Source organism: Draconibacterium sp. IB214405 (genome assembly GCF_033963885.1).
Classification (GTDB): domain Bacteria; phylum Bacteroidota; class Bacteroidia; order Bacteroidales; family Prolixibacteraceae; genus Draconibacterium.
In genome coordinates this window covers 234,962-256,848 of sequence record NZ_JAXBMA010000001.1, presented here as the reverse complement: position 1 = coordinate 256,848, position 21,887 = coordinate 234,962, and the positions used below count along the sequence as shown (strand labels likewise).

The window sequence follows — 21,887 nt, the reverse complement described above, 5'->3', positions numbered from 1 at the left end:
TGTACCAATTGTTACAAAATGAAGGATTATTCTTTAATCGCAAAAAGCCCTCTTTTTAGAGGTATCCCGGAAGAGGAATGTAAAGCATTATTTTCAAAGATTCATTACCAGGTACGCAAATTCGGCAAAGACGAAATTGTTGTTCAAGGTGGCGAAGAGGTGAAAAGTTTGTTGATTGTGGTTTCGGGAAGTGTTCGGGGCGAAATGATCGACTATTCCGGTAAAACGGTGAAGATTGAAGACATTGAAGCGCCGCGCCCATTGGCAGCTGCTTTTTTGTTTGGTAAAGAGAATAAATTTCCGGTAACAGTAACGGCTAATAACAAAGCCGAATTGCTTGCGATTCCTGTTGCCGAGTTTTTAAAACTGTTGCAGTTGAACACCAATCTGCTGCGAAATTACCTGAACAGTATTTCTACACGGGCACAGTTTTTATCGCAGAAATTACATTTTCTGAGTTTTAAAACCATAAAAGAAAAGGTTGCGCATTTTTTGCTTCAGCAAGCCGGCGACAGGTTTCATTCGTTCGAGCTAAAAAATACACAGCAGCAACTGGCCGAATTGTTTGGGGTTACACGACCTTCGCTGGCACGTGTGCTTGGCGAAATGCAAAGCGAGAACCTGATTAAAATTGAAAAGAAAACGGTTACTTTGCTCGACAAGCAGGGACTGAATAATTTACTGAAGAATGGATAAAAAACCGGATTTGATCCGCTACAATATTTTCGAACCTTTTACAAATCTTTGTGCTTTTACTACCACTAAAAGCACTTTGCCAATAGAGAATATCAGGTACAGCAATGTTCCTGAGAATAAAGCAAAATTGGCCAACGCGCTGGCTTTGGAAGTTGGGCAAATGGTTTATCCCGATCAAACACACAGCAGCTGTGTCGTAGATGTGAACGAGGTTCCCGACAAGGTAATTTCAGAAACTGATGCACTGGTTACCAGTCAATCCGAATTGTGTTTGTGTGTACAAACTGCCGACTGTGTACCGGTTTTGTTGTTCGATCCGGAAGCAAAAGTCGTTGCTGCCATACATGCCGGATGGCGGGGAACCGTTGGTGGAATTGTTGAAAAGGCGCTTGTAAAAATGACAAATTACGGTGCTTCTACCGAAAATATAGTTGCCGCAATCGGTCCGTCTATAAGTTCTGAAATATACGAAGTGGGCGATGAGGTGGTTAATGCCGCAAGAGAATCGATCCCCAATGTTGAATTAACTCTTCGCAAAAATGGCACGGGCAAAACTCATTTTAATCTTTGGGAAGCCAACCGGCAGTTGTTGTTGAAAAACGGAGTGCCTGCACAAAATATTGAGGTGCTCGGAGCATGTTCGTTTTCGGAAGACGAAAAGTACTATTCGGCACGACGGGACGGGGTTAATACAGGCAGAATGGTGTCGGGGATAATGCTAAAACCTCAAACTCGCGTTAATAAGGCTTAAATTGCCCCACAACTTTCTGAGTTTTCAGCAAAAGCCTTATCTTCGCAAGGATTAAAAATTTCGAACTTTTACGCTTTCAGAAATCATTTGAAAATGAAGCAATACAGATTGTTTAATATCGTTTTTGGCTGGGTTAGTTTTGTAATTGCAGCCATTGTTTATTTAATGACCATTGAGCCCACTGTAAGTTTTTGGGACTGTGGCGAATTTATTACAACAGCGTTTAAATTTGAAGTAGGTCACCCGCCGGGTGCACCGATCTTTATGATAATTGGCCGCTTTTTTACCCTTTTTGCCGGAGCTGAAGGAGCAGCAAAAATGGTAAATATTATGTCTGCACTGGCCAGTGCCGGAACTATCATGTTCTTGTTCTGGACCATCACCCACCTGGCAAAAAAGCTGGTGGTAAAAGCCGAAGAAATTTCGCTGGGACAAACCATTTCCATTACCGCCGCAGGTTTGGTTGGTGCGCTGGCATATACTTTTTCCGATACCTTTTGGTTTTCGGCCGTTGAAGGCGAGGTTTACGCCAGTTCATCGCTGTTAACAGCAGTGGTTTTCTGGGCCATATTAAAGTGGGAAAACGTTGCCGACGAACCGTATGCCAATCGCTGGCTGATATTTATTGCCTATGTAATTGGCTTGTCAATCGGAGTTCACTTGCTGAACTTACTGGCGATTCCGGCCATTGTTTTTGTTTATTATTTCAGAAAATACGAAGTAACCCGAAAAGGAATTATTTGGGCTTTGATAGCCTCGGTGGTTGTACTTGGAGGTGTGATGTATGGTATTATTCCGGGATTTGTAAAAATCGCTTCGTGGTTTGAGTTGATGTTCGTAAATGGTTTTGGTTTACCTTATCACTCTGGAGTTTTCTTCTACGTAGTGCTGGTAATTGCAGCCATTGCATTTGGTATTTATTATACCCACAGAAAGAATATAGTGGTATGGAATACCGTTTTGCTCGGCATTGCGGTAATTCTTATTGGTTACTCCTCGTTTGCAGTGATTATTGTTCGTTCATCGGCGCAGCCGCCAATGGATCAAAACAGCCCGAACAATATGTTTTCGCTGTTGAGTTACCTGAACCGCGAACAATACGGATCGCGTCCGTTGTTTAAAGGACAATACTATAATTCGCCCTATAAAACAGGAGACCGTTTTTCGGAAGGTAGCCCGGTTTACTCGCAAATCGACGGGAAATACGTAATAACCTACAATCGATTTAATCCAAACTACGACGAGAAATTTACTACGATATTCCCGCGTATGTGGAGTTCGATGGATCCACAACATGCTCAGGATTACCAGCAGTGGGCGAATATAAAAGGAACACGTATTCAGCACCGCAACGACCGCGGCGAGAATGAGGTGATTGTAAAACCTACCATGGGTGAAAACCTGCGTTTTTTCTTTTCGTACCAGGTTAATCACATGTACTGGCGCTATTTTATGTGGAACTTTGTTGGGCGCCAAAACGATATTCAGGGACACGGAAACGTGTTGCACGGAAACTGGTTAAGCGGTATTAAGTTTATCGATGAAGCCTTTTTGGGCGACCAGGATAATTTACCTGAAAAACTGGCGAATAACAAAGCCCGAAATACTTACTACTTTTTACCCTTGCTGCTCGGAATATTGGGTATCTTTTTCCAGTACAACCGCGGGAAAGAAGGAAAAAAAGGACTTTGGGTGGTATTCTTGTTGTTTGTGTTAACCGGACTGGCAATTGTAATTTACTTGAACCAGTATCCGCACCAGCCGCGCGAACGCGATTATGCCTATGCCGGATCGTTTTATGCTTTTGCCATTTGGATTGGTTTGGGTGTACTCGCAATTTCGGAGGCGCTGAAAAAATATATACCTGAAACGGTTGCCGGAGGAATTGCCGGACTGGCAGCACTTATTCTGGTTCCGGGAATTATGGGTGCACAAAACTGGGACGATCACGATCGCTCGGGACGTTATACTGCCCGCGATTTTGGAGCCAATTACCTAAAAACATGTCAACCCAATTCAGTGATATTTACCAACGGAGATAACGATACTTTCCCGCTGTGGTATAACCAGGAAGTGGAAGGTGTTCGCACCGATGTTCGTGTTTGTAATCTAAGTTATCTGCAAACCGACTGGTATATTGATCAGATGCGAAGAATAGCTTACGATTCAGAGCCAATCGAGTTCTCTTTAAAATCCGATCAATACCGTTTGGGAACACGCGATGCGGTTTATCTGCTTGATGATTCGCGCATAAAACGCGATTATGTTGGACTGGATGAAGCGGTTGAATTTATTGCCAACGAAAATCCTGCAACGAAACTTTCGCAGGCCGACAATGCATCTTATCTTCCGAAAAAGAAAATTCACTTTAAAGTTGATAAAGAAGCGGTTATCAGAAACAAGGTGGTTGCGCCCGAAGATTACGATAAAATTGTTGATGAGATTGTGATCGATCTGTCAGGAAAAAACATGTTGTCGAAAGATGAGATGATGATTCTTGATATGCTGGCTAACAACGATTGGGAGCGCCCAATTTACTGGTCGATCACAGTTGGCCGCAGCAAATACATGAATTTAAGCGACTATTTCCAGGTGGAAGGTTTTGCATTCCGACTGGTACCGATTAAAACCCAAAGTAATCCTCAGGAGTTGAAATTTGGCCGGGTAAATACCGAGATCATGTACAATAACCTGATGAATAATTTCAGCTGGGGAAATATGAACGATCCGCATGTTTATCTCGACGAAACCAACACCCGCATGATGACCAACATCAGAAACAGCTTTAACCGTCTGGCATCGGCGTTGGTTGAAGAGGGTAAAATGGATTCAGCCATTGCTGTAATCGATCGTTGTAACGAGTTAATTCCGAACAGCGCCGTGCCGTACGAGTATTTTGCCATGGAACTGGCCGATAGTTACATCAGTGCAGGTGCCAACGAAAAAGGGCTGGAAATGATTGAAACGGCTTATGGTATTTTTAACGATGAACTGAATTATTACTTCTCGATGCAACCTAAATATCTGGTGAGTATCGGCGATGAAATTCAGCGAAATATGTTCTATTTACAAAAAATGCAACGCTCGGCTCACAATGCCGGAAACGCTGAGTTGGCAGAACAAATAGGAGCGAGCTTACAAAGTTATTTCGAACGCTATAATAACATGTAGCAGTAAAATTTTAGAAAATTAATTAGCAGTATACAGATGAATATTTTAATTGTAGGATCAGGAGGAAGAGAACACGCTTTGGGATGGAAAATTAAACAAAGCGATAAAGTTGAGAATTTATTTTTTGCACCCGGAAACGCGGGTACATCGGAATTGGGAACCAACCTGGATGCAGGTGTTTCTGATTTTCAAAAAATAAAAACACTTGTGCTCGAGAACAATATCGACCTGATGCTGGTAGGACCGGAAGTTCCTTTGGTAGAAGGATTAAGCGACTTTTTTGCTGCTGATCCTGAGTTGGCTTCGGTAAAAGTTGTGGGTCCGAAAAAGGCAGGTGCCGAACTGGAAGGAAGCAAGGATTTCGCAAAAGCGTTTATGGATCGCCATGCTATTCCTACTGCAAAATATTTTACTGTTACTCCTGAAAATATTGATAAAGGAATTGAATTTCTAACTACAATGACAGCGCCTTACGTGCTGAAAGCCGATGGTTTGGCTGCCGGAAAAGGTGTGTTGATCATCGACTCGCTGGAGGAAGCACAAAACTCGCTAAAAGTAATGCTCGACGGGCAGTTTGGCGAAGCCAGCAGCAAAGTGGTTATCGAAGAGTTTTTGAGCGGAGTGGAAGTTTCGGTATTTGTTCTTACCGATGGAAAAGACTATAAAATCCTTCCTGAAGCAAAAGATTATAAACGAATTGGCGAAGGAGATACCGGATTAAATACCGGAGGAATGGGAGCAATTACTCCTGTGCCATTTGCCGATGCCGAATTTATGGATAAAGTAGAAAAGCAAATTATTGCTCCTACGGTTTCCGGTTTGGCAAAAGACGGCATCGATTACTGCGGATTTATCTTCTTCGGATTGATAAACGTAAACAACGAACCGTATGTAATCGAATACAACGTTCGTATGGGCGACCCGGAAACGGAGGCCGTAATGTTGCGTGTAAAATCAGACTTCGTTGAGTTATTGGATGGTGCTGCAACAGGAACACTGGGTGAAAAAGAAATTGAATTCGATGACCGTGCTGCCGTTACCGTGATGTTGGTGTCGGGTGGATATCCAGGCGATTACGAAAAAGGGAAAGTAATTACCGGAACCGAAAATGTAAGCGACAGTATCGTTTTCCATGCCGGAACAAAACAAGCAGGTGATGATGTTGTGACTGCAGGTGGACGTGTAATTTCGGTTAGTTCGTACGGTAGCGACATGAAAGATGCGTTGGCAACTTCATTCAAAAACGCTGCTAAAATCGATTTCGAAGGAAAATATTACCGTAAAGATCTGGGTTTCGACTTATAGTCGGAACCCCATAAATACTTATTTTGGAGGGAGGTTCAAAGTCCCGGATCTCCTAAAACTCTGAATAGTTGAGAAGCAAAATGGCATGATATTAAAAAAGCTTAAGTCAAACAATTCTGTAAGTCTGATTCTGGTGCCCTTGGTAACACTGGCATTCTGGTTGAAGAGTTTGCAGCATCCGTTTGCTTACGACTATTTTCCGGGCGAGCAGCAAAACTTTCTTTTTAAATTCATTTATGTCCTGGTTGACGGCAAACCGATGATTCAGGTTATCATTGGGATTTTTCTGACGATAATTCTGGCCTACCTGGTGCAGCTGGTAAACGACCGGTACATGTTTATTCGCATAAAGAGTAAACTGCCGGCTTTGTTATTTGCTGTAATTGTTGGTGGTTTTGTACCCATGCACACCCTGCACCCGGTATATTTTGGTGCCATTTTTATACTTTTTGCTGTTGATCGGCTGTTTGCCGTGTACGAAACAAAAAGGGCCTATTCTTCTACATTCGATGTTGGATTTATATTGGGAGTTGGAGCGCTCTTTTATTTCAATCTCGTGGTTTTCGTACCTGCTTTTGTAATTGCAATTGCATTGCTTGGCCGCGAAACCGGATGGCGCGAATATGTTACTTTATTTCTCGGATTTTTGCTGCCCTTTGTTTTTGCATCGGCCTTTGCCGTTTTAGGCGACCACTTTATTGGTACAGTTACCATTTTGGAGCAAAACATCGTCACTCCTGTTTCCCATTTTCGTTCAAATATTCCTTTACAGGTATACCTGGCTACACTCATTCTTTTTACCATTACCGGAAGTATTGGGATGTTTAAACAGTACGATACTAAAAAGGTAAGTTCGCGAAAATACTTCACCGTATTTTTCTGGATCTTTATTTTTTCACTGGCAAGTTTTACTTTCATTCCGGTTACATCGCAGGAAATGCTGGTGATAACGTCAATTCCCGTAACCTATCTTATTGCCAATCTCTTTGTATTTATGAAAAGCCGCTTTTGGAGCGAATTACTTTTTATACTATTAGTGCTTATAGTCGTTTCCATGCAGTTTTCATTTGATTTATTCTGATGTACAAAAACAAGCCCACTTTAGCGATTTATGGTATTCAGGATCGGTTCGATTATGAACACCCGTTTTATGTGCACGATCATAACCTGGCATTCATGCACAATGGAAAAGTGGAGTGGTTCCTACAGCAAGAACGGATTTCGCGCCGCAAACGAGACAATTCACTTCATATTCATCTAAAGGAGATATTAAAGGAAAAGAAATTACTGGGTAAAGATTACGACCTGGTTTTTGTGGATAATGTTGTTGGGCGGACTTTTTTGTTACAAAACGGAGAAGTACGTTTTGAAGCTCCTTTAAATTCGGAATTATCCACTGGTTTGGAGAAAGGAAAATGCTGGTGGTTTGGCGAAGAAAAAGAAGCCTGGGTGTTGAATCATGAAATGGCGCACATGTTTTCATCTCTTCCGTTTTTTGGAGATTTGAAAGAAAACAGTCTGCTGGTACATTTTGATGGTGGGGCCAGTTTGAGCAACTTTTCGGCTGCCGTTTATAAAAATGGCCGTTTGGAATGGCTGGAATATCACTGGGATTTAAAACCGTATTCAACCCTGTTTAATGCCAATGCCCTGGTGTTTGCAATTATTGGAGCAAAATTACCAGAACAAAATGCTGTTCCGGGGAAATTTATGGGATTTTCAGGACTTGGTACCTACCGCCCCGAGTTGGGCGATTGGCTGAAAAACAACAATTTCTTTCAGGATATTTGGGGAAAAACATCGGTGTTTTTTGATGCTGCAAAAAAGGATTGGGGCGTCGATCTGAAATCGTTTAACCAAAAAGATCCGTTTATTCAGGATGTAGCTGCTACGTTGCAGGAGCTTTTCACCCAGGAAATTCTAAAAAAACTACAGGAGCTACAACAGGAAACCAGTGCTGAAAATTTATACTACACCGGTGGATCGGCTTTAAATATTGTAGCTAATACGCGCATTGTAAATAGCGGCTTATTCAAGCAGGTTTTTATCCCGCCGTGCACCGAAGATTCGGGTCTGGCACTGGGCGCAGCTGCTTTTGCCGAGTGGATAAAAACCGGGAAAATTGAGGTTAATTCAGCCTATTTAAACAATTGGGGCATTGAAAATTATTACGCTGATTTTTCGGAACAAACGATTAACGAAATAGCTGATCAACTGGCTGCAAAAAAGCTGGTTGGCGTGTGCAACAACTTTGGAGAAGCCGGGCCGCGTGCACTTGGAAACCGAAGTATTTTGGCATTTGCCGGATCGAAGGAATTGTCGAAAAAACTGAGCATGGAAAAGAAAGGCCGCGAGTGGTATCGTCCGCTGGCGCCTGTGGCTTTGGAGGAGAATATAAAATACTTTACCGGGCAGTCAGAAATTCATTCACTGGCGAAATTTATGTTGCTCGATTTTGCTGTTCTGCCCGAAAAACAACAGGAAATTGCCGGAGCAATTCATGCCGACGGGACGGCACGATTTCAATCCATTTCAAAAGAAACAGATAATCCGTTTTTATTCGCTTTATTAAAAAGGTTAGATGAAAAGTACGGTATAAAAGCACTTATCAATACTTCATTTAATGCCGGAGGCGAGCCAATCGTTCATACTGAAGAGGATGCGTTACGGTCGGCAAAAGAAATGCAGCTCGACGGAGTGGTTATCAATGGTAAGTTTGTTCAGCTTTAACTATTTTTGTAAAAGTTTGTTATAAAGATTCTAATGGCAATTATTTTAAATATTGAAACATCAACCGAAGTGTGTTCGGTTTCACTGGCAGAAAATGGTAAAACGCTTTTTCTAAAAGAAAGCGATGAGGGATTAAATCATTCGAAGTTACTGACTGTTTTTATCGAGGAACTTTTTAGTGAAAATAATTTCGACATCAATAACATCGATGCGGTGGCAGTGAGCAAAGGACCGGGATCGTACACCGGTTTGCGTATTGGTGTGTCGGTGGCAAAAGGACTTTGTTACGGATTGGGTAAACCACTTATTGGGATTGGTTCGATTGAAGCCATGGGACATTATGTTGCCAAAAATGTTGGTGATTTTTATACATCGGCCGACGGGGAAGAGCTTTTGTTTTGCCCCATGATCGATGCCCGCCGCATGGAGGTTTACACAGCCTTGTTTAACGAAGAAGGGAATGCGGAGAACGAGGTAACTGCCGAAATTATAGATGAAAATTCGTTTGCAAATTCGTTGAACAAGAAAAAGGTCTTATTTTTTGGAAATGGTGCCGATAAATGCCGCGATAAAATAACACACGAAAATGCCGTGTTTAACGGACCCGACAAAACAACGGCACGGTTTATGCAAAATCTGGCAGAAATAAAGTACAACAAAAGTGAATTTGAGGACGTTGCTTATTTCGAGCCCTTTTATTTAAAGGATTTTGTAGCAACCATTCCAAAAAATAAAGTATTAAAATGAACAAGTTATTCTCCATACTAATTGTTTTCCTCTTTGCAGCACAATCGTTAGCTGCCGAAGAAATCTCGATAAAATTTCATTTAAAATTCGGATTTGTAAAAGGAGGAGAGGCCGAAATGACCATCAGCGATACGGTTTTTAACGACCGTCCCGCAATTCATTATCACGTGATGGGGAAAACAACAGGCCTGGCAAATAAACTGTATGGAGTTTACGATATTTACGAAACCTACGTTGATGCCGAAACACGACTACCCGTAAAAACCATCAGAAACGTTAAAGAGGGCAGTTACCGACGTTATACCGAAACACTTTTTTACCACGACGTTGATTCGATTAACAGCACCCGAAGTGGTTGGCGTGCTGTTCCTGATGATCTGCTCGACCTGATTTCGGTGTTCTTTTATTTTGTACACAAAAATCCTTTCGAGAATCTTCAGCCCGGCGATGCAGTGGTTTATCCAACCATAAATGCCGACAAAATATCTGATGTTTCCATTAAATATCTGCACGACGAGAAGATCGAAACTGATGTTGGCAAGGTAGACTGTCATGTGTTAACACCAACAGTTCGGAAAGGAAAAGTCCTGGAAAAATCGGATGGTGTAAAGTTTTACCTGGCTAAAGAAGAAAAAGTACCTGTATTTATTGAATTTGAGATGCGGGTGGGGTCCTTAAAAGCAGTAATTCAACATTACAAAATTGATGGTGTTGAGCAGACATTGCACTAGATTTCCGTAAAAAAATCAAAAGCAACTAGAAATGCTTGATTTTTAACGGATTTAATTATTTTTGCAGCGGTTAAAAAAAGAAAAAGATTTATCATGGCTTCTACAGCAGACTTTAAAAACGGAATGTGTTTCATATTCAAAGGTGAAATTTACACCATTGTATCATTCCTTCACGTGAAACCGGGTAAAGGTCCGGCTTTCGTACGTACAAAACTAAAAAATGTAAAAACCGGAAGGGTTATCGAAAATACATTTAATTCAGGTGTTAAAGTTGATGACGTTCGTGTTGAGCGTCGTGCATACCAATTCCTTTATCGCGATGATATGGGATTAAATGTAATGAATAACGAAACTTTCGAGCAGATTTCAATTCCTGAAACAATGGTTGAAAACAACGACCTGATGAAAGAAGGTCAGGTAATTGAAATTCAGTTTCATGCAGAGGAAGAGCTGCCGTTAACAGCAGAAATGCCCGACAAAGTTGAGTTAACAGTAACTGAAACTATTGTTGGTGAAAAAGGAAACACTGCCAGTTCAACTGCATTAAAACCGGCTACCGTTGAAACAGGTGCTGAAGTTATGGTGCCAATGTTTATTAACGAAGGCGATGTAATTCGTGTAAGCACTGCAGATCGTTCGTACAGCGAACGTGTAAAACAGTAAGAAAAGCTTTTATATAGAAAGAGGCCGTTGCCGGAATAATTTCCGCTACGGCCTCTTTTTTTACTAACTACCTAACTAAAACTGTGTCTTCTGTTCGTTTTGCTTATTTCCAATGCTTTCTTACACTCATCCAGGCATGAAGTTCATGATGAGCGTGTGTTTCGTGTACATCCCAGGTTTCTAAATCTGTCATCCAGTTTTCTACTTTCATCGCTGATTCCTGCTCGTTACAAAAGTCAGAATTAACTTCCCAAATTTTATTGTCTGTCATCCATGCTTCAACTTCGGGTGTTGTTTCTGTTTCCAAGGCAAAAAATTCCATATCTGATGTGTTCCAAACTGTTTCGTCGGTCATCCATTCCTCGAGTTGCAGACTTGTTTCGGTGGCTTTGTAAACCGAATGTTTTGTTGTTGTTCCTTGTGCCTGTACACCAATGGCGATTAAAAAGAGTGCGATAAATGTTGCTGTTGTTAATTGTTTTACTGTTGTTTTCATGGTATATAATTTAATTGTTCGATTCAAAACTAGGGCTAAAACAACAATAGGGAAAACGAAATAGAAGAACCGGCCGATTTTATCGACGGATTGGGAATTTATGAGTTTTGCAATGCGCGAAATGGCATGGTTTTTAACCAGTTAATTGCGATAGAATCAAGGCTGCGCATGCCTGTAAATGCTATGAAAATTCCGAAAATTTATCCTGTTATAGCATTTATTTGTCGTTTGATTTATGAATTGATTAAACCTTCCGGTATTTTGGGAATCTAACTGCTTTATTCATTTGTAATTAATTATAAATGAATAGCGGAAAAACCGTAATTACATTTTTTAAGAACAGGAAGTAAACTAACGACTTCCGGCCTAAAAAAACCAAATGAACCGAACTAGAACTTATGGATTAAAAGCCTTGCTTTATCTTCTTTTAGCGACAATCACCATCTTCGAACTTAATGCTCAGGACCGTTTTGAGCTTTCATTAATATCCCGGTCAAAAGGAAAACGTATCCCGGAGAAAACTCTTCAGATTTCCAAAACTGATGCAGAAATTACCATCGACGGCGTGCTCGACGAGGCCGTTTGGCAAACAGCCGACAAAGCGAAAGATTTTCACCGGCAGTATCCGACAGATGATACAACGGCATTCTCAAAAACCGAAGCCAGCATTACTTTCGACGATAATAACCTTTATGTGGGAATAACCTGTTACGACGAGCTGGAAGGAAATTACGTAGTTGAGTCGCTGCGAAGAGACTACATGGAGCGCAATAATGATTATGTGATGCTGGTACTTGACCCGTTCGATGACCTGACAAATGGTTATGCGTTTACAGTCACTCCATTGGGTGTACAAATGGAAGGATTGATTACAGGAGGTGGAGGTGGTTTTATGGCCATTTCAAGTTCGTGGGATAATGTGTGGTATTCAAAAACAAAAAAAACCGATGAAGGCTGGACAGCTGAAATAAAAATTCCTTTTAAATCGATCCGTTACGCAGATGATATCAGTAACTGGAATATTCAGTTTGTACGAAATGATTTGAAACGTAATGAACGTTCAACCTGGACCACTGTTAAACGCCAGTATCAGCCTACATCATTAACTTATTCAGGAGAAATGAAATGGGAGGGAACACCTCCTGAAGCAGGCTCAAATATTAGTATTATTCCTTATGTTTCGGGTTCTGCCACTCAGGCGGATCTATCTAGTAATAACAATGTCGACTGGGATTGGAATGCAGGTTTCGATGGCAAAGTGGCATTATCAACTTCAATGAATCTGGACCTTACTTTAAATCCTGATTTCTCAACTGTTGAGGTCGACCGGCAACAAACCAATGTTACCCGTTTCGAACTGTTTTACCCCGAACGACGCCAGTTTTTTATCGAGAACAGCGATCTTTTCAGCGATTTTGGCTTTCGTCAGTCGCAGGTATTTTTTTCGCGCAGGATAGGCTTGTCGTCACCTATGATTTTTGGAGCACGTTTAAGCGGACAGGTGGGAGACGGGTTACGTGTAGGGCTTTTAAATGCACAGACAAAACACCAGATGAATGATGGTTATGACGATACTCCGTCATATAATTATACTGTAGCCTCTTTTAAGAAACAGGTGTTTGGACGTTCCAATATTTCAGGAATTTTTGCTGCAAAACAGGGAATTAATTTCTCGAAAGATCAGGACGATGGTTATGATTTTGGAACACAGAATGAATACAACCGTGTTTATGGTCTGCAATACAATTTATTGTCGGCCGATGATAAATGGGATGGAAGTTTCTACTACTTTAACTCCGACGATCCGGTGCATACTTCAAAACACTGGGCGCATGGTACAAGTGTAAGATATAATACCAGGAAGTTGATGGCATTCTGGACCCACGAATATGTAGCAGAAAATTTTAATGCAGAAATGGGATTCTTTCCACGTACGGGATATATTACGTTTGGTCCGTTTGTTACCTACAGTTTCTATCCAAAAAGCAAAACCATCAACAGGCATGGTCCGAATTTCCGGTCAAACTACTACCTGGACACGAATTGGGAGTTTACAGACAAAAACACGCAGGTTGGATATAGTATTTCTTTCTTAAACTCAAGTCGTGTTAGTGTTGAATGGGAAAACACCTACGTAAAACTTTTTAATGATTTTGATCCGACCTGGCAATTTAAGTCGGGAACTGAACCATTGCCTGCCGGTAGTGAATATACCTGGAATCAAATGAATCTAAATTATTCGTCAAACAGTAGAAAGGATTTTTCTTTTACTTTCCGGGGCGGAATCGGAGGTTTTTATAATGGAAACGGAACAAATATTTCGGGAACTTTTCGCTACCGGGTGAAGCCAATTTTTAGCCTGGCAATGAACTATTCGTACAATAAAATTGATTTACCCGATCCAAATCCAAGTGGATCATTTTGGTTGGTGGGACCGCGTATCGACCTCACATTCACAGAGAAAATTTTCTGGACCAACTTTATTCAATATAACCAGCAGGCCGACAATGTCAACATTAACTCGAGGTTGCAGTGGCGATTTGCTCCGGTTTCTGACCTGTTCCTGGTTTACACCGAAAACTTTTTACCCGATGGGATGGTTTCAAAAAACAGGGGTTTGATTTTAAAAATGTCGTACTGGATTAATCTTTAACCATATGAATAATAAACTATCATTCAGTTCCGCCCGGCTCACACTTTTAATTGCTGTAATTTTCATCATGTTGTCGTCGTTTTCTGCAAAAGCGGCCGATCCCTTATTTGTGGTGGTAGAATACATTAAAGTAAAACCCGAAGATCATTCGAAATACCTCGAAGTTGAGCAGAAGATATGGAAACCCATGCACCAGGAAAGGATTAACCAGGGGATTATTGCAAGCTGGACTTTGTATGCGGTGGAATTTACCGGTTCGGCCGATAGTTACAACTATGTGGCAATAACCACTTACAACGACACAAAGAATCTTGAACACCCGTGGAATGCAGAAATTCCGGCCAAAGTTCATGGGAATATGGGTTTGAGTGAAATGATGGACCGTACTAACAAAGCGCGCGAAATTGTTCGCTCGGAGTTATATAACAGTGTGGCCTCCATTCCTGAAATACCTTTTAAGGAGCCGGCACCGTACATTCAGGTAAATTATATGCATGTGGAACCGGGAACAGGTTCGCAATACGAAGCATTGGAGAAGGAGGTGTGGATGCCGATTCACGAAGAGTCGATACGCTCGGGGAAAACAGCGGGATGGGGACTTTGGGAGGCTATGTTTCCGCGAGGAGCAGCGCGGCCCTACCAGTATGTAACTTTAAATACGTTTTCGGATTATTCCTATGTTTTCGAACTCGATTTTTCAATACCTTTTCAATCGATTCATCCCGAATTGGATTTTAGCGAGATGACCCAAAAAACACGCGAAGCCAGAACCATTGAACGTATTGAACTTTGGGATCTGATTGATTATGTTGTGCAGTAAAGCGACTACATTTATTATATTTTTTGAGATTTACAAAGCCGGAGGATTAGTTCTTCGGCTTTTTGTTTTTGCACTTATTCATTAAAAAATCAGGATTAGTTTTTTATAACCCGGAAAGAGAATAATCGTATAAACAAAAGCAACAAGTGCAAAGGGGCTTGTGGGCAATTTTTTCATAGTAAGATCCTGGTTTAGTTAGATTAGGTGATTGAGCATCCCTGCAGAAGCAGGGATGTTTTGTTTGTGGTAATAAAATAAAAAAAGCCAGAAGAAATTTTCTTCTGGCTTTCTGAGTAGCGGGAGCCGGACTTGAACCGACGACCTTTGGGTTATGAGCCCAACGAGCTACCAACTGCTCCATCCCGCAATATATCTTTATTTCTTTTGAAATGTCTTCTTGAACGCGGGTGCAAATATAATACCTTTTTTTAAAACTACAACTTCTCGCAAAAAAATTGAATAAAAAAAGGACGGCACAAGTACCGTCCTTTAGGCGTATATTAATACTTACCCTCGGAACTAGAGTCCGAAAGTCTCTTTAATCGTATCAACAAAATCGAGTTTTTCCCAGGTAAACAGTTCCAGTTCTTTGGTAACTTTTCCGCTGTATGGCGACTCGAAAGTTTTAGTAATTGTTTTTGGCTCACGTCCCATGTGACCGTAAGCAGCTGAATCCAGGTAAATTGGATTACGTAGTTTCAATCGTTCTTCAATAGCTGCCGGACGAAGATCGAAAATTGCTTTTACTTTTTCAGCAATTTCGCCGTCAGAGATTTCTACATTCGAACGACCGTAAGTATTTACAAAAACACCCACCGGTTCGGCAACGCCAATGGCATAAGCCAGTTGCACCAAAATTTCGTCGGCAACACCTGCAGCAACAAGGTTTTTGGCAATGTGGCGTGATGCATAAGCTGCCGAGCGGTCAACTTTCGACGGGTCTTTTCCCGAGAAAGCACCACCACCGTGAGCACCGCGTCCGCCGTATGTGTCAACAATAATTTTTCGTCCGGTTAATCCGGTATCGCCGTGTGGTCCACCGATAACAAATTTACCTGTTGGGTTAACGTGGTAAATAATATCGTCGCCAAACAAAGCCTGCACCTCTTCCGACAATTGCGCTTTTACACGTGGAATAAGAATGTTGATCACATCATCCTTAATTTTTGCCAGCATTGGTTCGTCGGCATCAAATTCGTCGTGTTGAGTCGATACTACTATCGTATGCACTTTTACCGGTTCGTTTGAGTCGTTGTACTCAACAGTTACCTGCGATTTTGAATCCGGACGCAAATAAGTCATCACTTCGCCTTCGCGACGGATAACCGCCAGTTCCTGCAAAATTTTGTGCGACAGATCAAGCGTTAGCGGCATAAAATTCTCGGTGTCTTTACACGCGTAGCCAAACATCATTCCCTGGTCACCTGCACCCTGCTCGGTTTTTTCTTCACGGTCAACTCCACGGTTAATGTCGTCGCTTTGCTCATGAATGGCGGTTAAAACACCACACGAATCACCATCAAAACGGTACTCTGCTTTGGTGTAACCAATTTGGTTAATAACGTTTCGTGTTACTTCCTGCACATCAACATAAGCCTGCGATTTAACCTCGCCGGCAACAACTACTTGTCCGGTTGTTACCAATGTTTCGATGGCCACTTTTGAGTTGGCATCAAAAGCCAGAATCTGGTCGAGCAGTGCGTCTGAAATCTGGTCGGCTACCTTATCAGGATGGCCTTCCGATACTGATTCACTTGTAAATAAATAATTCATAAAATCCCTTTTTAAGCTGAAGTAATCAGCACATTGTACATTAAATTTTAAACTGCGGGATATTCGATTGATATTGAAAAATGCGATTGTTTTAGCGTTTTTTTCATGTGGTTGCAATCAATCTCAAATCTTTCCACGTAGCGCCGGCAAATGTAATAGCTTTATTTTGAATAAAAAAGAACTTGTTTAAAATTGTTCTTAATAAGAAGAATCCGAATTACCCCATCAAAATAAAATCCTTGCCCTCGTTATAGTTTCTGAGTTTTAAGAAATCGTGTATTTTTTCTCCGGCACCGGTATTTGTTACCATCGACACAATAAATAACTGCCCCGGTTGGGGAAGGTCTTCGTAAAACAGGGCATCGGGTTTTGATTTTTTGATGTCGATATAACCCTCGATAATTAAGCCTTGTTCTTGTAGAAATGTACTTCGTTGACGGGTTTTTCGTCCGGCTCCCCAAATCCAGATGTTGGGGTGAAACGGGTTGTGTTGTTCAGACCACTTTCTAAAATAGATGGCTTTCGTTTGAAAAAAGGCTTCGGTGGAATAACGATCGTCGGTGCGGGTTAGCCGGGTAGAGTAGTCGTGCCACTCGAGCAGTTTTTCCGGCAGTTTAGCCATTTTGGCTCCATTACTCAGGTAACGTAATTGCATTTCGTAATCTTCGGGGAAATTACCATCCAGACAACCACCAAAATTTTCGTACCACTTGCGGCGAAAAAAGATGGTCGGATTAACAACCGGAATTTCAATAAACTGTTTTAGCACAATTTCTTCGGGCGAGTGAAAGGAGTTTGTCCAGTTAACAAAACGCCGGAATCCTTTATTCTCTGCAATGTGAGGAACATACTCTACTTCGCTGCCTACAAAATCAATTGAAGGATTATCTTTAAGGGAAGTATATTGTTTTTCCAGCCTTTCGGGGTGAGCCACGTCGTCGGCATCCATTCGCGCTACAAACTGTCCGCAGGCATTTTTTAATCCGCAGTTCATGGCGTTGGCAACGCCCGGTAATGTCTCGTCAAGTAAAACAATCCGCGGATCGTTTTGCGTTGCGTGCCTGGCAATTTCGTTGCTTTTATCGGTGCTGTTGTTGTTTATCAAAAGCAGTTCGAAGTTGGTAAAAGTCTGTTTCAAAATACTGTCGATAGCGCGCTGCAATGTAAGCTCGGCATTAAAATAGGGCAGTATTACTGAAACTTGAGGATGCATTTTCAGTTGCAGGATGATTTACCGGGTGAGTTGGTGGAAAACGTTTTCGAGGTTCTGTTGCTTTTCGAAAAGGGTGAGCAATGTGAGTTTTTTGTCAACGGCAAACTGAAAAATGCTCTGACGGATGTCGGTTTCGTTTCCGGCTTCGATTTCCCATCCGCTTTCCATTTTGTTGGCACTTTTAATTCCCGGAATTTGTAACAACTGATTTTCCGAAACCTGTTCTTTAAACTCCGCAACTACCACCTGGTTTTGGATGTTGATCCCGGCTTTTACAGCCGAAATATCGCCATCGGCCACAATTTTGCCTTTGTTGATTATCAGCACACGGTTGCACACAGCCTCAACTTCCTGCATAATATGCGACGACAGAATTACGGTCTTTTCTTTGCTGATCTCGCGAATTAAAGCACGAATTTCTTCCAGCTGGTTGGGATCGAGTCCGGTTGTTGGTTCATCCAAAATCAAAATCGACGGATCGTGAATAAGTGCCTGTGCCAAACCAACCCGTTGCCGGTAACCTTTCGAGAGTGCTCGTATTTTTTTGTGTTGCTCAAGACCCAGACCGGTTAATTCGATCATTTCGGCAATCCGCTGCTTTTTATTTTTCAGGTGGTAAAATCCGGCAGTTACTTCCAAAAATTCCTTCACATAAAGGTCGGTATACAGCGGATTATGCTCGGGTAAATAGCCAATTTGCTTTTTATATTCGAGGTTTTGGGCAGAAACTTTGGCACCGTCGATTAAAATATCGCCTTCATCCTGAGGAAGAAAGCCGGTAATAATCTTCATGGTTGTTGATTTTCCTGCACCGTTCGGGCCCAGAAAACCAACGAGTTCGCCTTTGTTTACAGTAAAACTAATAGCATCTAAAGCTTTCTGCTTACCAAACAATTTTGTGATATTCCTTGTTTCAACAATCATAATAAAGAATGCAAAACAAAAATAGAGGATTCTTTTTATTTTAGAAGCATTACTTTAAATTTGCAGTCAGCTTAACAGATTATTTGATGAAGGATCGTAATTTCAACTATATTAAAGATTTAACCCGCTATAAACGACAAGATACATTGGAGGTGAATATTGGGGGAGTTCCTGTTGGTAGTAATAATCCAATCCGGATTCAAACAATGACCGATACCAATACCACGGATACGGAGTCTACCATCGAGCAGATTATCCGTGTGGTTAAAGCCGGTGCCGACTATGTTCGTGTAACGGTTAAGGGGATGTCGGACGCGGAAAGTCTTAAGGTAATTAAGAAAGAATTGGTCGACCGAGGCTACAATACGCCTCTGATTGCTGATATCCATTTCAACCCGAAACTGGCAGAAGTGGCAGCTCAGTACGTGTCGAAAGTACGTATCAATCCCGGAAACTTTTACGATAAACGTGCCCAGTTCAAAAATAAAATCTACACCGATGTAGAATACAACCAGGAACTGGCCATTATAGAAAAGCAGTTTATTCCTTTTATTCAGATGCTGAAAGAAACAAAAACAGCATTACGAATTGGTGCCAATCACGGATCGCTTTCGGATAGGGTAATGAGTCGTTATGGCGATACGCCTGCCGGAATTGCCGAATCGGTGATGGAATTTCTGCGTATTTGTAAAAAGGAAGATTTTAATAATGTAGTCGTGTCGATTAAGTCGAGTAACACGCGTGTGATGGTTTACACAGTTCGTTTGCTCAACTTTAAAATGCGTCTTGAAGACATGAAATTCCCGATCCACCTTGGTGTTACCGAAGCCGGTGAAGGTGAAGACGGACGTATAAAATCGGCTGTTGGAGTAGGAGCTTTGTTGGCCGACGGAATTGGCGACACGGTGCGTATTTCATTAACCGAAGCGCCACTGAACGAAATCCCAGTGGCATTAAAACTGGTGAATCATTTTAAACGTTACCAGAATCACGAGCCAATCGAGGCACCACTTATTGCACAAACTAACCCGTTTGAATACGAGCGCCGCGATACACGTCCGGTGTTAAATATGGGCGACAAACAACTGCCTGTTGTAATTGCTGATTTGGGCGACAGAAGTTTGCGCGAAATGATTCCTATCAGAGGGAAACTCGTTCCCGACTATTTCTTGTCGGGAAATAAAATACTTGATATTGAAGGCGAAGAGTATCCGGTAATTACGCTTGAAGAATATTTGTTTGAAAGTACCCGTTGGGGAAGGATGAAATTCATCCGCACAAATAAAGCGGAGTTCGACCATTTTATGGATATGCACCCGGAGATCATCATGAAGCTGAAACAGACCCGCAAAACGGTGCTTATTCTGGAAAGTTATAACGCTAATCCGATGGCAGAACTGCGAGCATTCTTTATGTCGCTGGAAACGCACATTTGGAAGGTGCCTGTTATTTTGTACCGCAAATACAACGAAAGTAAACTGGAGGATCTGCAGATTACTGCTGCAGCCGATTTGGGTGGTTTACTTATCGATGGTTATGGCGACGGAGTTTGTATCACCAACGAGAATGAAAACATCACGTTTACCGAACTGAAAGATTTGAGTTTTGCCATTTTGCAGGCCAGTCGTATGCGTGTTTCGAAAACTGAATTTATATCGTGCCCGGGCTGCGGACGAACGCTGTTTAACCTGCAGGAAACCACCCGCGCTGTAAAAGAACATTTTAAACATCTCGACCACCTGAAGATTGGTATTATGGGTTGTGTGGTTAACGGACCCGGCGAGATGGGCGATGTGGATTACGGTTTTGTGGGAGCGGGAAATAATAAGGTAAACCTGTATAAAGGTTTGAAGCCGATTAAGCGTCATATTCCATACGAAAATGCTGTGGAAGAACTGGAGCAACTGATCCGTGAAAATGGCGACTGGAAAGATCCTGAAGATTAATAAGTACATTATATAATAGCAAAGGATCCGATCTTTAAAGATCGGATCCTTTTTTTTAGCGCCTTTTCGATGGAACTGTGTTGATTTTCGTCCGGAACAAACATCAGCGTTGAACGACTTTCTTCGCCGGACGATTTAAATGACGTCCTTTTACCCGGGGCGACGCAATTCGAAGAATTACTTTGCCCCGGGCTAAAATATAACGCACTTTCAGCGCTCGTTTTCAAAAGCCCCAAAGGGGCGACAGGCAATAACCCGGTGCGACTGACGGTAGTCAGGAAGCGCCGGGAAAGAGAATGAGTTAGAACTCGTCCGGCGAAGTAAGCTGGATAGCGGTAGTTCGCAGTCCCGGACGAAATAAATCGAAAGCAATGTACTCAGTACGTTTGAGGAAATATGGCCAGGTGAAGCAATGTACTTTGTACATTTACAGAAATGCCTGTTGGTGGAGTAATGTACTCAGTACGTTTGGCGAAAAACCTTTTGGGGAAGTAATGTACTTAGTACATTTGAAGAAAGTTTGAAAAGGAGAGCAACGTACTAATTACATTCAATCGAAAATGATAGGGGATATTAACAAAAGCCCCGTATTTACTATCTTTGAGTAGAACTTGATAAAATAGAAGATATGGCACGAACGTACTGGAAACCCGGAACAATTGTTTATCCCTTGCCTGCAGTAATGGTAAGTTGTGGCGAAAATCCAGAAGAATATAACATTATAACCATTGCCTGGACTGGCACCATTAACAGCGATCCGCCCATGTGTTACATTTCGGTTCGTCCGGGGCGGCATTCGTACGATATTATAAAACGCACCGGCGAGTTTGTTATCAACCTCACCACCGAAAAGCTGGCAAAAGCAACCGATTGGTGTGGCTGTCGCTCGGGCCGCAAGTACAACAAATGGGAAGAAATGAACCTGACTCCTGCACCGGCAAAAGTGGTTAATGCACCAATTATCGAGGAGTCGCCGGTGAATATCGAATGCCGGGTAAAAGATATAGTTGAACTTGGTACGCATCACATGTTTATTTCCGATGTTGTGAGTGTTTCGGTCGACGATACTTATATGAACGAAGAACAGGCTTTTAGTTTCTCAAAAGCCAATCCGTTGGTTTACAGTCATGGCCATTATTTCGGCATGGGAAAACGTATTGGCAAGTTTGGCTGGTCGGTTGAGAAGAAGAAGACCAAAAAGAAACGTAGGAAGAAGGACTGAAAGTTGTAACGGTTTAGCCCCGTTTCGGCCTTGCTGGAGCCGGTAA

17 protein-coding genes and 1 tRNA gene are annotated in these 21,887 nt (G+C 41.9%); 13 read left to right on the top strand and 5 right to left on the bottom strand.

Going from position 1 to position 21,887, the window contains the following annotated elements; translation table 11 throughout:
* Positions 1-18: 18 nt before the first annotated feature.
* From SLH46_RS00845 to efp, 9 genes are all read left to right on the top strand, one after another.
* A complete protein-coding gene (locus tag SLH46_RS00845; RefSeq protein ID WP_320279239.1) occupies positions 19-696 on the top strand; it encodes a Crp/Fnr family transcriptional regulator in 678 nt (225 codons plus the stop codon).
* The gene (pgeF, locus tag SLH46_RS00840; RefSeq protein WP_320279238.1) at positions 689-1,447 is read left to right on the top strand and encodes a peptidoglycan editing factor PgeF; all 759 of its coding nucleotides are present in this window, start codon (positions 689-691) and stop codon (positions 1,445-1,447) included. Before SLH46_RS00845 ends, pgeF begins: the two co-directional genes overlap by 8 nt.
* Before the next feature lie 93 nt (positions 1,448-1,540).
* Complete coding sequence (locus SLH46_RS00835; RefSeq protein ID WP_320279237.1) at positions 1,541-4,618, top strand: DUF2723 domain-containing protein; 3,078 nt, start codon at positions 1,541-1,543, stop codon at positions 4,616-4,618.
* Positions 4,619-4,654: 36 nt separating this feature from the next.
* On the top strand, positions 4,655-5,923 hold the full coding sequence (purD, locus tag SLH46_RS00830) for a phosphoribosylamine--glycine ligase (RefSeq protein ID WP_320279236.1): 1,269 nt from the start codon (positions 4,655-4,657) through the stop codon (positions 5,921-5,923).
* Between the two features lie 85 nt (positions 5,924-6,008).
* The gene (locus SLH46_RS00825) at positions 6,009-7,004 is read left to right on the top strand and encodes a DUF6427 family protein (RefSeq protein WP_320279235.1); all 996 of its coding nucleotides are present in this window, start codon (positions 6,009-6,011) and stop codon (positions 7,002-7,004) included.
* Positions 7,004-8,653 (top strand): carbamoyltransferase C-terminal domain-containing protein, encoded by a 1,650-nt coding sequence (locus SLH46_RS00820; protein ID WP_320279234.1) that lies wholly within the window; start codon positions 7,004-7,006, stop codon positions 8,651-8,653. Before SLH46_RS00825 ends, SLH46_RS00820 begins: the two co-directional genes overlap by 1 nt.
* 33 nt (positions 8,654-8,686) lie before the next feature.
* On the top strand, positions 8,687-9,400 hold the full coding sequence (gene tsaB / locus SLH46_RS00815; protein WP_320279233.1) for a tRNA (adenosine(37)-N6)-threonylcarbamoyltransferase complex dimerization subunit type 1 TsaB: 714 nt from the start codon (positions 8,687-8,689) through the stop codon (positions 9,398-9,400).
* Positions 9,397-10,131 carry a DUF3108 domain-containing protein gene (locus tag SLH46_RS00810; RefSeq protein ID WP_320279232.1) on the top strand — a complete coding sequence of 245 codons (735 nt, stop codon included), beginning with the start codon at positions 9,397-9,399 and terminating at the stop codon, positions 10,129-10,131. Before tsaB ends, SLH46_RS00810 begins: the two co-directional genes overlap by 4 nt.
* 93 nt (positions 10,132-10,224) lie before the next feature.
* Complete coding sequence (gene efp / locus SLH46_RS00805; RefSeq protein ID WP_320279231.1) at positions 10,225-10,794, top strand: elongation factor P; 570 nt, start codon at positions 10,225-10,227, stop codon at positions 10,792-10,794.
* Positions 10,795-10,897: 103 nt separating this feature from the next.
* Here efp and SLH46_RS00800 read toward each other — a convergent pair whose 3' ends face one another.
* Entirely contained in the window at positions 10,898-11,290 is a 393-nt protein-coding gene (locus tag SLH46_RS00800; RefSeq protein WP_320279230.1) for a hypothetical protein, read from the bottom strand.
* A gap of 379 nt (positions 11,291-11,669) precedes the next feature.
* On the opposite strand from SLH46_RS00800, the gene SLH46_RS00795 reads away from it, so the two are divergent.
* A complete protein-coding gene (locus SLH46_RS00795; RefSeq protein WP_320279229.1) occupies positions 11,670-13,943 on the top strand; it encodes a DUF5916 domain-containing protein in 2,274 nt (757 codons plus the stop codon).
* Positions 13,944-13,947: 4 nt separating this feature from the next.
* Complete coding sequence (locus tag SLH46_RS00790; RefSeq protein ID WP_320279228.1) at positions 13,948-14,763, top strand: hypothetical protein; 816 nt, start codon at positions 13,948-13,950, stop codon at positions 14,761-14,763.
* A gap of 294 nt (positions 14,764-15,057) precedes the next feature.
* Here the strand turns inward: SLH46_RS00790 and SLH46_RS00785 are convergent.
* From SLH46_RS00785 to gldA, 4 genes are all read right to left on the bottom strand, one after another.
* Positions 15,058-15,130 (bottom strand) — tRNA-Met (locus tag SLH46_RS00785).
* 152 nt (positions 15,131-15,282) lie between these two features.
* Positions 15,283-16,536 carry a methionine adenosyltransferase gene (metK, locus tag SLH46_RS00780; protein WP_320279227.1) on the bottom strand — a complete coding sequence of 418 codons (1,254 nt, stop codon included), beginning with the start codon at positions 16,534-16,536 and terminating at the stop codon, positions 15,283-15,285.
* Positions 16,537-16,753: 217 nt separating this feature from the next.
* Positions 16,754-17,749 (bottom strand): glycosyltransferase family 2 protein, encoded by a 996-nt coding sequence (locus SLH46_RS00775; protein ID WP_320279226.1) that lies wholly within the window; start codon positions 17,747-17,749, stop codon positions 16,754-16,756.
* Between the two features lie 18 nt (positions 17,750-17,767).
* Positions 17,768-18,673 (bottom strand): gliding motility-associated ABC transporter ATP-binding subunit GldA, encoded by a 906-nt coding sequence (gene gldA, locus SLH46_RS00770; protein ID WP_320279225.1) that lies wholly within the window; start codon positions 18,671-18,673, stop codon positions 17,768-17,770.
* An 86-nt stretch (positions 18,674-18,759) separates the two neighbouring features.
* Here gldA and ispG point away from each other — a divergent pair, with 86 nt between their 5' ends.
* Together ispG and SLH46_RS00760 are read left to right on the top strand one after the other, a co-directional pair.
* Positions 18,760-20,619 (top strand): (E)-4-hydroxy-3-methylbut-2-enyl-diphosphate synthase, encoded by a 1,860-nt coding sequence (gene ispG, locus SLH46_RS00765; protein WP_320279224.1) that lies wholly within the window; start codon positions 18,760-18,762, stop codon positions 20,617-20,619.
* Between the two features lie 628 nt (positions 20,620-21,247).
* Positions 21,248-21,841 (top strand): flavin reductase family protein, encoded by a 594-nt coding sequence (locus SLH46_RS00760; RefSeq protein ID WP_320279223.1) that lies wholly within the window; start codon positions 21,248-21,250, stop codon positions 21,839-21,841.
* Positions 21,842-21,887: the final 46 nt, after the last annotated feature.

Bases quoted from the DNA above. Each gene is read 5' to 3' on its own strand.
- gldA (WP_320279225.1), bottom strand. From the start codon at position 18,673: ATGATTGTTGAAACAAGGAATATCACAAAATTGTTTGGTAAGCAGAAA.
- SLH46_RS00795 (WP_320279229.1), top strand. From the start codon at position 11,670: ATGAACCGAACTAGAACTTATGGATTAAAAGCCTTGCTTTATCTTCTT.
- SLH46_RS00825 (WP_320279235.1), top strand. From the start codon at position 6,009: ATGATATTAAAAAAGCTTAAGTCAAACAATTCTGTAAGTCTGATTCTG.
- SLH46_RS00810 (WP_320279232.1), top strand. From the start codon at position 9,397: ATGAACAAGTTATTCTCCATACTAATTGTTTTCCTCTTTGCAGCACAA.
- efp (WP_320279231.1), top strand. From the start codon at position 10,225: ATGGCTTCTACAGCAGACTTTAAAAACGGAATGTGTTTCATATTCAAA.
- ispG (WP_320279224.1), top strand. From the start codon at position 18,760: ATGAAGGATCGTAATTTCAACTATATTAAAGATTTAACCCGCTATAAA.
- SLH46_RS00820 (WP_320279234.1), top strand. From the start codon at position 7,004: ATGTACAAAAACAAGCCCACTTTAGCGATTTATGGTATTCAGGATCGG.
- SLH46_RS00790 (WP_320279228.1), top strand. From the start codon at position 13,948: ATGAATAATAAACTATCATTCAGTTCCGCCCGGCTCACACTTTTAATT.
- purD (WP_320279236.1), top strand. From the start codon at position 4,655: ATGAATATTTTAATTGTAGGATCAGGAGGAAGAGAACACGCTTTGGGA.
- pgeF (WP_320279238.1), top strand. From the start codon at position 689: ATGGATAAAAAACCGGATTTGATCCGCTACAATATTTTCGAACCTTTT.
- tsaB (WP_320279233.1), top strand. From the start codon at position 8,687: ATGGCAATTATTTTAAATATTGAAACATCAACCGAAGTGTGTTCGGTT.
- SLH46_RS00800 (WP_320279230.1), bottom strand. From the start codon at position 11,290: ATGAAAACAACAGTAAAACAATTAACAACAGCAACATTTATCGCACTC.
- SLH46_RS00835 (WP_320279237.1), top strand. From the start codon at position 1,541: ATGAAGCAATACAGATTGTTTAATATCGTTTTTGGCTGGGTTAGTTTT.
- SLH46_RS00760 (WP_320279223.1), top strand. From the start codon at position 21,248: ATGGCACGAACGTACTGGAAACCCGGAACAATTGTTTATCCCTTGCCT.
- metK (WP_320279227.1), bottom strand. From the start codon at position 16,536: ATGAATTATTTATTTACAAGTGAATCAGTATCGGAAGGCCATCCTGAT.
- SLH46_RS00845 (WP_320279239.1), top strand. From the start codon at position 19: ATGAAGGATTATTCTTTAATCGCAAAAAGCCCTCTTTTTAGAGGTATC.
- SLH46_RS00775 (WP_320279226.1), bottom strand. From the start codon at position 17,749: ATGCATCCTCAAGTTTCAGTAATACTGCCCTATTTTAATGCCGAGCTT.